This is a genomic window from Helicobacter pylori Shi112, assembly GCF_000277405.1.
Lineage (GTDB): Bacteria > Campylobacterota > Campylobacteria > Campylobacterales > Helicobacteraceae > Helicobacter > Helicobacter pylori_C.
This window is the reverse complement of sequence record NC_017741.1, coordinates 1,071,826-1,085,848: the sequence shown is the minus strand read 5'-3', so window position 1 is coordinate 1,085,848 and position 14,023 is coordinate 1,071,826. Positions and strand designations below refer to the sequence as shown.

Annotated in this window: 12 protein-coding genes; 1 reads left to right on the top strand and 11 read right to left on the bottom strand. The window is 39.2% G+C overall.

The features are described 5' to 3' along the window. Window positions 1-56: 56 nt before the first annotated feature. The 11 genes from cheV3 to pheS all read right to left on the bottom strand — a co-directional run bounded on the left by cheV3 (window position 57) and on the right by pheS (window position 13,619). Window positions 57-992 (bottom strand): chemotaxis protein CheV3, encoded by a 936-nt coding sequence (gene cheV3, locus HPSH112_RS05180; RefSeq protein ID WP_000818686.1) that lies wholly within the window; start codon window positions 990-992, stop codon window positions 57-59. 3 nt (window positions 993-995) lie between these two features. Continuing rightward, window positions 996-1,754, bottom strand: a complete 759-nt coding sequence (locus HPSH112_RS05175; protein WP_000894280.1) for a UDP-2,3-diacylglucosamine diphosphatase — start codon at window positions 1,752-1,754, stop codon at window positions 996-998. Window position 1,755: 1 nt separating this feature from the next. Further along, on the bottom strand, window positions 1,756-2,424 hold the full coding sequence (locus HPSH112_RS05170; RefSeq protein ID WP_000133268.1) for a YggS family pyridoxal phosphate-dependent enzyme: 669 nt from the start codon (window positions 2,422-2,424) through the stop codon (window positions 1,756-1,758). Between the two features lie 9 nt (window positions 2,425-2,433). Continuing rightward, a complete protein-coding gene (locus HPSH112_RS05165; protein WP_001204274.1) occupies window positions 2,434-4,284 on the bottom strand; it encodes a menaquinone biosynthesis decarboxylase in 1,851 nt (616 codons plus the stop codon). Between the two features lie 9 nt (window positions 4,285-4,293). Further along, window positions 4,294-5,868, bottom strand: coding sequence for a phosphoglycerate dehydrogenase (gene serA / locus HPSH112_RS05160; protein ID WP_000285157.1), 1,575 nt, complete (start codon window positions 5,866-5,868; stop codon window positions 4,294-4,296). 15 nt (window positions 5,869-5,883) lie between these two features. After that, window positions 5,884-6,402: a hypothetical protein gene (locus HPSH112_RS05155; RefSeq protein WP_001211317.1), complete on the bottom strand. Its 519-nt coding sequence runs from the start codon at window positions 6,400-6,402 to the stop codon at window positions 5,884-5,886. 28 nt (window positions 6,403-6,430) lie between these two features. Next, entirely contained in the window at window positions 6,431-8,089 is a 1,659-nt protein-coding gene (locus HPSH112_RS05150) for a 30S ribosomal protein S1 (protein WP_000036185.1), read from the bottom strand. 120 nt (window positions 8,090-8,209) lie between these two features. Further along, window positions 8,210-9,034 carry a 4-hydroxy-3-methylbut-2-enyl diphosphate reductase gene (locus tag HPSH112_RS05145; RefSeq protein WP_000403560.1) on the bottom strand — a complete coding sequence of 275 codons (825 nt, stop codon included), beginning with the start codon at window positions 9,032-9,034 and terminating at the stop codon, window positions 8,210-8,212. Then, complete coding sequence (gene aroA, locus HPSH112_RS05140; protein WP_000570942.1) at window positions 9,024-10,313, bottom strand: 3-phosphoshikimate 1-carboxyvinyltransferase; 1,290 nt, start codon at window positions 10,311-10,313, stop codon at window positions 9,024-9,026. Before aroA ends, HPSH112_RS05145 begins: the two co-directional genes overlap by 11 nt. A gap of 25 nt (window positions 10,314-10,338) precedes the next feature. Then, a complete protein-coding gene (pheT, locus tag HPSH112_RS05135) occupies window positions 10,339-12,633 on the bottom strand; it encodes a phenylalanine--tRNA ligase subunit beta (protein ID WP_000778323.1) in 2,295 nt (764 codons plus the stop codon). After that, window positions 12,633-13,619, bottom strand: coding sequence for a phenylalanine--tRNA ligase subunit alpha (gene pheS / locus HPSH112_RS05130; protein ID WP_000557091.1), 987 nt, complete (start codon window positions 13,617-13,619; stop codon window positions 12,633-12,635). Before pheS ends, pheT begins: the two co-directional genes overlap by 1 nt. An 80-nt stretch (window positions 13,620-13,699) precedes the next feature. Here pheS and HPSH112_RS05125 point away from each other — a divergent pair, with 80 nt between their 5' ends. Beyond that, window positions 13,700-14,014, top strand: a complete 315-nt coding sequence (locus HPSH112_RS05125) for a histidine triad nucleotide-binding protein (RefSeq protein ID WP_001100354.1) — start codon at window positions 13,700-13,702, stop codon at window positions 14,012-14,014. Window positions 14,015-14,023: the final 9 nt, after the last annotated feature.

The following is a 14,023-nucleotide window of genomic DNA, read 5'->3' as shown; positions in this document are numbered from 1 at the left end:
TTAAAACCCCTTTTTAGCGTTTGAGATAAGAGTATTTTACAATTTTATAAAAAGAATTACGCATTCTTGTCTAAAATCTTAGAAATTTCTTCGGTGAATTTTTCTGCATCAAACTTGACTAAATACGCTACAGCCCCCATTTCTTTAGCCCTTTCAGCGCTATAATTATCGCAAATAGAAGAATTAAAAATCACAGGAATATAGGCAAACCTGGGGTCTTTTTGGAGCTTGAATAAGAAATGATAGCCATCCATTTTAGGCATTTCAACATCTGAAATAATGAATTTCAAATGTTTCCTCAAATCATCCCCGTATTTTTTGAATAACATTTCTAATTTATCCAACCCATCTTCCCCATCCACAGCTTCAGTGATGCTAAAACCCAATTTACTCAAATGATTCTTTAAGGTTTTTCTTGCGGTCTTGCTATCGTCTAAAAACAACACTTCGCCTTCAAAACGCTCTTTAGGGGTATCTTTAGCGTTTTTAGCGTCTTCATTAAGCTTTAAATCGTCTAAAATGCTTTCTAAATCCAAAATGAGCAGGGTTTTGTCGTTTTCAATGCGGGTCGTGCCGGTGATATTTTCTTTATTGATGCTGTTAGATGCGCTAAAGGATGCAGGCTCCACATCTTTCCAGCTAATGCGCCTGATACGCCTAGCGGAATGGACTAAAAAGCCCATTTTAACATTGTTAAATTCAGTGATAATGACGATTTTTTCGTTTTCCTTGCTTTTATCTGGGACAATCCCTATCCATTTGGCCAAGTCTATAAGCGGAATGATCGTGGATCGTAAATCAAACACGCCGATAATGTAATCCAAATTCGTAGGGTATTCAAAAAGGGTGGGCATGGGGATGATTTCTTGGACTTTAGCCACATTGATGCCATAAATCCCCTCATAAGGGACGCCCTCTTGCATGCCATAAATACGAAAATCCACGAGTTCTATCTCACTCAATTTTAAATCGTTAGCTGTTTTTTCTGCCATGATTTAGGCGTCCTTATTTTGAGATGGTTCTAAAACGCTTGATGATACCTTAAAAAGGCTTTGTTTGTAATAAAAGGAAGGCAGTGGGCAATAAATAGGCGCATTCAAGGGGATTTTTGTGCCGCTTTTGAGATGAAAATGCCCCTCTATAATGCCGTCAATGCTACCAATGTTAAGATTTTTAATGTAGTTTTGGTAGGCTTTTAGGCGCTTTTCAATAAAAGATTGCAATTCTTTTGGCTCTAATTCCCAAAGGCGGATGGGTTTTTGATAGATGAGTTTTTTAAAAAGGGGGTATAAGGTTTTAAAACTTAATAAATTTAAAAAAGTTAAAAAAAATCTGGCCCAAGTGGAAGTGAGTTGCGTGATGTAAAATTCATACGCTTTAGTGATGAATAAATCCCCATGGGCTAGTAAAAAGCGTTTGTTATCATGTTGGAATAATACGGGCTGGTTTTGGCGCTCAAAAACCACCACTTTAGAATTGAATACAAAACGCATGGAAAAATCATGATTGCCTTCAAAATAAAAGACTTGTGAAATTTCGCTTAAAGCATGGATTAGATCAATGATTTTTTGCTGCTCTTTATCTAGGGGTAAATAGCCCACAAGAACATGGAAAATATCGCCCATGAAAAAGACTTGTGGGGGTTTGGCGTTTAAAAGTTCTTTAAGCGTATTGATTAAATGAGGGCTTTTAGGCAAAAAATGCGCATCAGAGATAAAAACAGCCCCACTTTCAAGCGCATAAGATTCTAGCATCTTACTCTTTGAACAAAAAAGAGCCAATCCTTAAAAGATTCGCCCCGCAAGCAATCGCTAATTCAAAATCATCACTCATGCCCATTGAAAGAACGCTCGCATTCTTTAATCGGTCAAAAAGCTTTTTGGTGGTAATAAAGGATTTTTCAATTTCCTTTTCATCATCAGCATGAGCCCCTATACACATAAGCCCCTTAAGCTTGAGGCGCTTGCAAGTTTCACTGATTTGAGAATAAATTTCTAGCGTTTCTTCAGGCATCACCCCGCTTTTACTTTCCTCATACGCGCTATTAACCTGTAAAAGAGCGTTTAAATTGACGCCCAATATTTCGCAACGCTTTTCTATTTTCAAAGCGAGTTTTAAGGAGTCTAAAGAATGCAAAAGAGCGGGTTTTAAACTCAAAAGTGCATTGATTTTATTCTCTTGTAAAGAGCCTATCATGTGCCATTCAAGGGGTAAATGCTCTAAAGAATGCATTTTAATTTTTAAATCTTGGACTTTATTTTCTCCAAAAGCCCTTTGAGAGCAGTTATAGTAATTTTGAATGGCTTCTAAGGAAGCGTTTTTTGAAACAGCCACGATTTTTACAATGTGGTGCCTTGAATAGGCGATGCGAGCCTTTTCTATTTTTGCGATGAGGGTATCAATCCTTTGGCTATAATCTGTCATAGCTCTTCTTTATAGATCTTCTTTATGCGTGCTAAAAGAATGCGTGAGGTGGAATTTTTGATTTAAAGTTTCAAAATCTTTTAAAAGCCCTTTCTTTTTCAAACCCTCTATGACTTCCATGGAGCAATTGGTTTCTGTAGGCCATTCTCTAAAATGTTTATCCATAATGCCCTTATTGGTAGCGTCTATAAAAAAACAATGTTTAGAGGTGAGAATATCGCGTTGCGCGTCAATGTTATTAACGATGCGCCATAACAGCATGTAAGGGTTGTTTAAATCGTTGCTGGTATGCTCTACAAAGATGACAACGCGTAAATACTCTTCAAAACCGAGCAAATTTTTAGCCAGTTCAATGACGCTTTTGTCTTTCTTTTCCACGCTGATTACGCAAATGGGGTTACGGGTGTGCGGGTAATATTGCTTCAAAAGAACGATATTTGGCATTTTATCTTGTAAAAGCGCTAATAAGGCGCTATCGTTTAAAAGCGTGGGGTGGGGGGTGTTGCTTTTAGAGGTCGCATCAATACCGAGTTTCCCCCCCATAGCGTATTCAGGGCTTGCATGATCTAAAGCGTCGCATATGCCTTGAGAGATGAGAATTTTTTCTTTAGAAAAATTTTCTAATACATACTCAATGATAGCGTTGGTGTCTCTTAGATTGGGAGCGTCTTCATTGACAAAAATCGCATGTTTGACAAAACTCATCTGCCCCACACCCCAAAAAGCATGCATGACTTGTTTGGCATGAGCGTTATAGCGCGTGTGTATTTTGGCTAAAATCAAATTATGAAACACCCCATTTTCTGGCATATAATAATCTATCAGATTGGGGGCGTTCATTTGAAGCAAGGGCAAGAACAAGCGTTCAGTCAAATACCCCATGTATTTGTCTTCTAAAGGGGGCTTACCCACCACAGTGGCTAAGTAAATGGAATCTTTTTTATAGCTAATGGTTTTGACTTCTAAAACAGGGTAAGACTCAATGGGGGTATAATAGCCCGTGTGATCCCCAAAAGGCCCTTCAAGCTCTAGCTTTTCGCAATCCACAAACCCTTCTATCACAATATCACAATCCCTTGGCACGCTTAAAGAATTACTCAAGCATGGCATTACTTGCGCTTTTTTTCCTCTCATAAACCCATAGAGCATGAGTTCATAAACCCCATAAGGTAAGGGGGCTGTCGCGCACCATGTGTAGAGCAAATCCCCACCAATAGCGATACTGACAGGCATTTTGACTTTAGCCTTAGCGTATTCGTGGAAAAAGAGTTGGGAGTCTTTATGGATTTGCCAGTGCAAGCCTAAATGGTTTTTATCATAAACTTGCAAGCGGTACATGCCTAAATTCTTTTTTTTATGATCCAGGCTTTGGGTATAGACTTGCCCCATAGTGATAAAAGGCCCACCATCTTTTTCCCAAGTTTTTAAAACGGGTAGATCCAACAAATTGACTTCTTTATTTTGCTTGATAATGAGATCTTTAGGGCGAGTGGTTTTTTTAGGGAAAATGTGTCTTAAATCCCATAAATCTTTTAAGACTTTCAAACCCTCAGTGAAATTTTTAGGAGCGTTAAAGTGCAAGAACGCTTGCATGCGTTGTTGCAGACTTTCTATGGGGGTTTTTAATAAAAGCTCCAAGCGTTTGAAAGAGCCAAAAGCGTTCATTAAAACAGGCATATCAAAGGTTTTGATCTGGTCATGCTCTTTTCTTATGGGTTGCGTGAATAAAAGGGCTTTGCCCCCATTAGGCTTTTTCGCTTCTATATAGGCCAGATGAGCGATTTCTAAATCCACTTCAAGGGGGGTGTCAATGACTTCTAATTCATCATGCTCTTTTAAAAGCTTTAAAAAATCTCGCATCCAACTACCTTAAATAACCACATAATGAACGCTTAAGCACGCAGGAATGTTTTTAAGCTCTTCTAAAACTTCCAAAGAAACTTCTTCATCTACAATAATGAGCGCTAGGGCTTCTTTTTGCGTGTTACGCCCCAAACGAAAATCAGCGATGTTAATGCCATGCCTAGCGAACGCATTCCCCACACTCCCAATAACGCCTGGAATATCCGTATTCCTGAATAAAAGCATTTTACCCTTTGGCTCTATATCAATATGAAACCCATCAATCTCAGTGAGTTTTAAAATATCTTCTTCAAACACCGTGCCGCTCACGCTGATTGAACCATTAGCCGCATTTAGAGTTAAAGAGAGCATGTTTTTATAGGGCGAAGCGCTTTCTTTAAGGCTAACCTTAATCTCAATGTCTCTTTCTTTAGCCACAAAGGGGGCGTTAATGTAATTGATTTTATCCCCTACAACAGGTTTTAACACCCCCACTAGCGCAAAGGCTACAAGGGCGTCTTTAAATTGGTTGATCTCCCCACAAAGACTGAGCTCAATTTTTTGGCACACGCCCTTATGGATTTGACTGGAAAAATAACCCAGTTTTTGCGCTAAATTCAAGTAGGCTTTTGCACTCGCATCAAAAGCTTGCATGGGTAAATTCAAAGCATGCGGGTGGCTTGAACCCCTTAAAGATTCCATAACCCCTTGAGCGGCTTGTTTGGAAATTTCTTCTTGGGATTCTAAAGTGTTTGCGCCAATATGGGGGGTCGCATAAACATTAGGCAAGTCTAAAAGCTTGTTGTGAATGCCAGGCTCTTTAGAAAAGACATCGATACCAAGCCAACGCACTTTTTTGGTTTCTAAAGCTTCATAAAGAGCGTCTTCATTATAAAGCCCACCCCTAGCGCAATTGATCAAAATAACCCCTTTTTTCATGCGTTCGATCTCTTTAGCGCCTATCATGTTAATGGTTTCTTTATTTTTAGGGGTGTGGATAGTGATCACATCGCACTGCAAAATATCTTCAAAATTTTTTGTGTAAATGACCCCTAAATCAGTGGCTTTTGAAGAAGGGATATAAGGATCATAGGCTAGGACTTCCATTTCAAAAGCTTTAGCCCTAATGCCCACCCTAGAGCCAATATTCCCAAAACCAATGATGCCCAGCTTTTTATTTTTCAATTCCGTGCCATACCAATCTTCTCTTTTCCATAACCTTTGGTGTTTGATTTGATCGTTTGCGCAAGGGAATGAGCGCACCGCATTGATCAAATGCGCCATGGTTAATTCCACAGCGGCAATCGTGTTAGCGGTAGGGATATTCATCACTACAATCCCTTTTTGAGAACAGCTTTCCAAATCAATATTATCCACTCCCACGCCCGCTCTCACGATGGATTTTAAGTGGGTTAAGGGCTTTAAAAAATCGCTGGTGATAGGGGTCATGCTGCGCGTGATGAGCGCATCCATAAGAGTGAGTTTTCCTGAAAGCTCATTTTTGGGGCATTTGGAATAATCATGCAAGACAATGTCTTTTTGAGCTTCTAAAATTTGAATGCCTTTAGCATGGATGGGGTCGCAAATGGCTACTTGATACATTTTTATCCTTTGAATCTAAAAAACGGCATGATAGCGTATTTTATAATAGTCTAAATCAGCTAAAAAGCGTTCTTTTTTGTTTTTGTCTAAATAGATGATGAGGTTAGGTTGGTTTTTGGTGTTATCGTAAGCGTAATCAATTTGTTCTTTTTTAAGGATTTCTTTTAAACACCACCATTGATAACCCTTTAAATCCTTAATGATAAGCTTTGAATACTCCCTTTTTTTTTCTTCAAAAGGGATTTCAAAATGATGCTCTATAACAGGGTAATTGATGACTTCTTGCGCATCAAGGTTTTGAGAAAGAGCGTTATTGCGATCTTCTTGGTTATGGGGGGCTTTTTCATTATGAGAGGTTTCATTAGGGTTATTGTCTTCTAGGTTGATGTCATGGCTTTTTGCATCCGTTTGAGAGAGGTTTTTATCTGCATGAGAAATGGCGGGCATTTCTTTTTTAACGCTTAAAAACAAGTAGGCTAAAACGCCAAGAGCGACAGCTAGGGAAATAAAAGCAACAATACTCTTAAATCTCATGCCATTCTCATGCTTTTAAAATCGCTCTTTAGAGCTTTTCTTTAAGAATATCCCCTAAAGTCATTTTATCATCGCTCGTGTTAAAAGCTTGCAACTCTTCTTTTTCTTTTTTGCGCTCTAACCTATGCACAGAAGCGCGCACCTTGTTATTAGATTTTTCAATCGCAACCACCACGCATGTGATTTCTTGCCCTATTTTGATTTCATCTTTTTTCAAGGGGTTCAAGTCTTCATTTTTGATGAGCACATCAATGCCATCAGCGTTAATGAAAACGCCAAAATCCTTAATACTCACCACTTTGCCTTGAACCACGCTGTCTGTTTTATGCTTTTGAGCGAATTCTTCTGTAGGGGAAGTAACCAAATGCTTCGCGCTCAAAGAGATCTTTCTATCTTTTTTGTTGATTTTAAGGATTTTCACTTTGATCACATCGCCAATTTTATAGTGGTCTTTGCACTTTTTATCTTTATCCCAAAAAGCGTCGTGATTGTGGAGCAAACCATCCACCCCACCCAGATTCAAAAACGCCCCAAAATCCGTTAAAGTCGCCACTTTGCCTTCTAAAACATCCCCCACTTGGTGTTTGGATTCAAAAACATCAAAAGGCCTGTTAGTGAGTTGCTTTAAAGAAACCCTTAAACGGCGATTTTTTGGATCAATGTCAATGATCTTCACATCAATCTCTTGCCCCACGCTCAAGTAGTTGCTAGGGTGGCTGACATTTTTATCCCAAGAGATTTCAGAAACATGCAAAAAGCCTTCAATATCATTACCAATATCCACAAACGCCCCATAATTTTCAATATTGCTCACCACCACCTTAATGGCGTATCCGGGTTTTAGCTTGTCTTGGATCTCTTCCCATGGGTCTTCTATGGTCGCTTTTATGGAGAGTGAAAGGCGTCTTTTTTCTTCATCATAAGCGATGGCTTTGACATAGACTTCATCGCCCTCTTTGTAGTATTTTTCAGGGTTGACCGGTCCTTTATGGCTGATTTCAGAATAATGGACTAATCCTTCAACCCCCTTAACTTCTACAAAAATACCAAAAGGGGTGATCTGGCACACAACCCCTAACACCGGCTCTGTAGCTTCTAACAATCCTTTAGAAACTTCAAGCTGTCGTTTGTCATTGACTTCAAAGAATCGTTTGCGAGAAATATTGATAGAATGGTTTTCCTTATCCACATGAACGATGCACGCTTTAATGCGTTTGCCGATATGGTTTGCGTCATTCTTTAAAGAAGAGCGCGAGCGAGAGAGAAAATACTCCACGCCTTGAGACTCCACGATATAACCCCCTTTATTCTTGCCTACAATCTTGCCTTCAATAATGGCGTTTTCATAGTTTTCGCCTAATTCTTCAATTTTGGCTTGAATCTTTTGTTGGGAAATGGCCTTTTTGTAGGAAACGCTAGGGTGTTCACCTTTTTCGGACACATGCACGATAATGGGGTCATTTTTTTGATACAGCAACTGCCCCTTTTCATCGGTGATCTCACTCAAAGCCAAACGGCCTTCTGTCTTACCGCCCACGCTCACCATGGCATAGCCATCATTCTCATTGATGGAAACGATTAGCCCTTCTTTGATAGTGCCTTTTTCTAGGGTTTCTTCTTTTTTTAAGAGTTCTGCGAAGTTTTCCTCCTCGTCATTAAAGTTCTGATCATCTGGTATCTTGCTCATTGACTGCCTTACTATAAAATAAATATAAAATCCTTAGGGACATTGTATCCTTTTTTGGCTTACAAAATCGTTTAAAAATTAACAATTAGCGGTTTTTTTAAAGAAAATTTTCAAAATGTGTTAAATCGTGCTGATTTTTTGCTTGACATTTTCTATAATCCAGTCCGGCGTGGAAGCCCCAGCGGTAATCCCACACAATTTTTTATCCTTAAACCACGCTAACTCTAATTCGTTTTCATCTTCTACCAAGTAGCTGTCTTCACAATGCTGTTTGGCGATGCTTAAGAGCTGTTTGGTGTTTGAAGAAGTTTTACCGCCCACGACTATCATAATATCCACTTCCTTACTCAAATCCAAAGCGGCTTTTTGGTTGTAAGAAGTTGCGTTACAAATCGTGTTAAAAATACGCACTTCAGTGCATCTTTCCACCAAGTAAGAAGCGATTTGCAAGAGTTTGGGGGTTTGTTTGGTGGTTTGGGAGACTAAAGCCACTTTTCGTTGGAGCTTTTTTTCTTGCAATTCTTCTAAAGAATTGATGACTAAAGCCTGGTTAGTGGCATAGCTGATCACGCCCTTGACTTCAGGGTGGTTAATATCCCCAAAAAGCACGATTTGATACCCTTCTTTACTCATGGATTCCACGATTTGTTGGGGTTTGATCACATACGGGCAAGTCGCATCAGTGATTTTGACCCCCTTATTTTTCAAGTATTCTAAATCCTGCTTAGGAATGCCGTGGGTTCTTATGATCACGCTCTTATTTTTAGGGATTTTTTTAGGGTCTTCTTCAATTTTCACATTGAAGTTTTTTTCCAAACGATTGATTTCTTTAGCGTTATGAATGAGCGAGCCAAAAATCAAGCTGTTTTGATTTTTTTCAGCGATTTGTATCGCTCTTTTGACGCCAAAACAAAAACCATAATCCTTAGCCATTTTAATTTCCATTAAAACTCCTTTTTTTGAATAGATTGAGTAAGCGTTTGAATTGCGGGAAAGAAATGTTTGCGCATTCTAAATTGTCAATTTCTAAAGGCAATGCTAAAGTTAAAATAGCGAAACTCATCGCAATCCTGTGATCGTTAAAGCTTTGGATAAGGGGGGGTTTTTTTTGAGAAAAGCGCTGTTTTAATTGGCTTATATCTTCTAATCCCTCTATGCAAAACCCGTCTTCAAACTCTTCGCACTCAATCCCTAAAGCTTTGAAATTAGAAACAACCGCTTTAATCCTATCGCTTTCTTTAGATCGTAAATCTTTAGCGTTTTTAACCATGCTTTTGCCTTTTGCAAAAAGCATAGCGATACTTAAAGCAGGGATTTCATCAATAAGGCTGGCGATATTTTGATCAATGTTAATCGCTTTTAAAGGGGCATGCTCTATATAAATATCGCCAATCATTTCTAAATCTTTGGATTGGATCGCATACTCTATGGAAGCGCCCATTTTTTTCAACGCTTCAAAAGCTTCTATGCGGGTGGGGTTGAGCAAGACATTTTTTAAAAGAAGGCGGCTTTTGGGCGTAATCGTGCAAGAAAGGGCGAAAAAAAACGCGCTAGACGGATCATTGGCTATGGTAAAATCAAAGGCTTCTAGGGGTTTTTCTAGGGGTGAAATCGTTAAAACGCCGTTTTGATTTTGGATATTAGCTCCCAAACTTTTAAGCATGATTTCTGTGTGGTTACGGCTAAGCTCACTTTCTTTATAGGCGCTTGAGCCTTGAGCTTGTAAGGCGCTTAAAATAAAAGCGCTTTTGACTTGAGCTGAAGCGATAGGGCTTTCATAATCGCAAGCTTTTAAAGGACTCCCTAAGATCGCTAAGGGGGCGAAATGGTTATCCTCTCTCCCTAAAATCTTTGCCCCAAAAGTTTTCAAAGGCTCAATGATTCTTTTCATGGGGCGCGCGTTTAAGGAATTGTCCCCGCTTAAAACAAAAAGGCCTTTTTGAGCGCTTAAAAGCCCGCTGTATAAACGCATACTGGTGCCAGAATTGTTGCAATTTAAGATCTTGTTAGGTTCTTTTAAAGCCGTTGGGGGCGTGATTTTAAAAGAATTTTTGGCGATATTTTCCACTTTAGCCCCTAAATTTTGAGCGATTTCTAAAGAGCTCAAACAATCTTCTCCCATTAAAAAATTCCGCACAACACAAGGCTTTTGAGCGAGCAGGCTAAAAATAACGGCTCTGTGTGAGAGCGATTTATCGCTAGCGTTAATGTCAAGCTCTATCATATTTTATCCTTATATTATCCTTATATTATCCCTTAAGGCGGGCGTTAAATTCTTTTTCTAAAATTTCAAGCGCTTTTTGCACGGCTGAATTAACTTCTTCATCATTTAGGGTTTTTTCTAAAGAATGAATCACGCAACGCACGCTTAAGGCTATGGTATTATCGCTTTCTTTAAAAATATCAAGGGGTAGAATCTCGCTTAAATTAGGGATTTGAGCGTCTTTTAGGGCTTTTTTAATCCTACTAAAAGCGGTGTTTTCATCAATGATTAGAGTCAAATCCCTCACGCTGCTAGGGTAAATACTGAAGGGTTTTAATAGCATGGCAGGGCGTTTGAGTTTAGAAGCGTCTATCTCAGCGTAATAGCTTTCAAACAAATCCAATTCTTGGATCACTTTGGGGTGGATTTTAGCAATCACGCCTATGATTTCATGATTTTGAATGATTTTAGCGCTCTGGTAGGGGTGGTTAATGGGGGCTTGAGTGGTCAGTTTTTCCAAGCTAAAATCCCCTATAACTTTTGAAACGCACTCGGCAAAAGAGTAAAAATCCCAAGCCTTGCCTTTAGCATCAGGGTAGCTTTCTTTTTTTTGTAAGCCGCTCGCTAAAAAGCCCAGTTTTTGGATTTCTTCTCTTTTAGAGTTATACACGCTCCCTTTTTCATAAAGGGCTATGCTTTTAAACCCTAAATTTTTATTCCTTAAACTGGCGTCTAAAAGCCCGCAAACAAGGCTCGTTCTTAGGGTGTTTAACTCCGTTGTGATAGGGTTTTGCAATTCTAGGGGATCTTCTAAAACTTCAAAGCCTAGTTTTTGCTGCTTTTCTTTAGAGTAAAACACATAATGAATGACTTCTTTAAAACCGCAAGCGAGAGCCTTGTGTTTAAGGTTTTCAAAAAAGCGGTGTGTGTCGTAATGGGGGTTTGATTTTTTGTTACTGACGCTATCAAGGGGCTTTGAAATCAAATGATTAATCCCTACAAAGCGTAAGATTTCTTCAGCAATATCTTGGATCGTTTTAATGTCATGCCTGAAATTTGGTGCAACAACCTCTAAAATTTGGGGTTTTGAGTTTGGCTCTTTTATGCCAACTTTAAAGCCTAAATTTTTTAAAATGCCTTGAATTTTTTCTTCTTCTATGGCAAGCCCCAAAATTTCGGTAATGTCTTCAAGTTTGAATTTAAGGGTGCGATCTTTTAAGGCATGCTTAGTTTGTTTGCTTTCTAAAATTGCCGCTTTCAAATGGGCACTTAAAAAATTCAAGCCGTCTGATAAATTAGGGTTGCTCCCCCTAGCGCTTCTATAAATAAGGGCGTTGTCTTTTTGAAGCGTTTTATCTTTTAGGGCGTGCAATTTTAAAGACAGGCTTATAGGATCAGTATAGCTCGCTTCTAAAAGCAAACACTCGCTCAAATCTTTTTGATCTTGATGTTTGATAGCGATAGTGGAGCGTTTTTGATGGTTGATATAAACGCTTTCAAGGTTGTTTTCATCGTTTTTCACGCTCAAATCAATAGGGGTTGCATCCAGGCTATAAGCGTTCATCACCACCCCACTAAAATGCGTGCTAAATTCTATGAAATTGTTTAGGTCGTTCTCGCTCAAGGCATTATTATGAGCGAGCGAAAGTTTGACGCTTAAAGGGGTTTTTAAAGAATGATTGCAAATCAAATAATAAGCCAGATGCGATTCAATATTTTCGCCCGCATGAAGCGTGATCAAATCGCTTTTTGGTGTAAAATTTAAAGCCTTAATGGGCTTTAGGGGCGTGTGATAAAACGCGCTAATCTCTCTGGCAATCCCTAAAACGCTCAAGCAATCCCCACGATTAGGAGTCAATGAAATTTCTAAAACATGCGTGTTGAAAGGGGCGTATTCGTTTAATCCTTTCCCTAAAACCAACTCCCCAACGCTCTCGTCTAATTCCAAGATGCCATCATTGATTTTAGGGAATCCCAATTCGCTGCTAGAGCAAATCATGCCGCAGCTTTCAACCCCCCTAAGTTCAGTTTTAGCGATGGTTGTTGAGCCGATTAGCGCCCCATTTAAAGCGACTGGCACGAATTGGTTTGGCGCGACATTTTTAGCCCCACACACGATTTGTAACACTTCCTTACCCACACCCACTTGACACACGCTGAGTTTTTCAGCGTTTTTATGGGGGGCTTTTTCTAAAACCTTACCAACAACCACATTTTTAGGAGCAACACAAGGGATACAGCTCTCCACTTCTAAACCTAAGCGACTCAAATCCTCACAGAGTTTGGCTATATCTTTAGGCGCATCTACAAAAACGCTCAAATCATTAACGCTCAGTTTCATTAAAAACTCTCCAACACCCTCAAATCAGTTTCAAAGAAACTGCGCAAATCATTGATCTGGCAAGTCAGCATGGCTAACCTTTCAATCCCCATGCCAAAAGCAAACCCGCTCACATTCTCATACCCTACGGCTTCAAACACCGCATTATTGACCATGCCACAGCCTAACACTTCTAGCCAGCCTGTGTGCGAGCAAACCCTACAGCCTTCTTGCTTGCAAAACACGCAACTAATATCCACTTCAGCGCTTGGCTCTGTGAAAGGGAAAAAGCTAGAGCGCCACCTTAATTGCACGCCGCCAAAGAAATAATGCAAAAAGTCTTCAATCACGCCCTTTAAGTGCGTGAAACGGATATTCCCTTTTTGATCCACGACAAGCCCTTCAATTTGATGGAACATGGGCGTGTGGGTCAAGTCATAATCGCGCCTAAAGGTTTCGCCTAAACAAATCATCTTAATGGGTGGGGTTTGTTCTTGCATGGTGTGGATTTGAACGGGCGAAGTGTGAGTCCTTAAAAGCTTGTGATCTTTAAAATAGAAAGTGTCTTGCATGTCTCTTGCAGGATGGTAAGGGGGCAAGTTTAAAGCGCTGAAATTATGGAAATCATCTTCCACCAAAGAGCCGATTTCAAGCTTGTATCCTAATGGGGTAAAAAATTCAATGATTTTATTTTTAGTGTGATTTAAAGGGTGAGAAGAGCTTGTTTTAATAGCGTTAAACAAACTCACATCAATTTTTTCTTTTTTCAAGCGTTCTTCTAATTCAAGCTCTAAAATCGCCTTTTTTTTCAACTCAAAGGCCTTTTCAAACGCTTGTTTATAATGGTGGATTTCTTTAGCAAAGGCGTTTTTTTCTTCGCCGTTTAGATTTTTGAGCTGGTTGAATTTATCCGCAAAAACCCCTTTTTTACCCAAAGCGCTCAAGCGCGCTTCTTCTAACTCTTTGCTATTAGTAACCTTTTCTAATCGCTCTATTAAGGTGTGCAATAACGATCCTTATATTTTATTTTTAAAAAGCTATAATACAACTTTAATAAAAGAAAAACCTTAAAAGGGAGCAAAAAAGCATGAATGTGTTTGAAAAAATAATCCAAGGCGAAATCCCTTGTTCTAAGATTTTAGAAAACGAGCGTTTTTTATCCTTTTATGACATTAACCCTAAAGCTAAGGTGCATGCGTTAGTGATCCCCAAACAAAGCATTCAGGATTTTAATGGCATCACCCCAGAGCTTATGGCGCAAATGACAAGTTTTATTTTTGAAGTGGTGGAAAAATTAGGCATCAAAGAAAGGGGCTACAAGCTTTTAACCAATGTGGGTAAAAACGCCGGGCAAGAGGTGATGCATTTGCATTTTCATATTTTGAGCGGGGATAAACATTAAAAGCGTTGG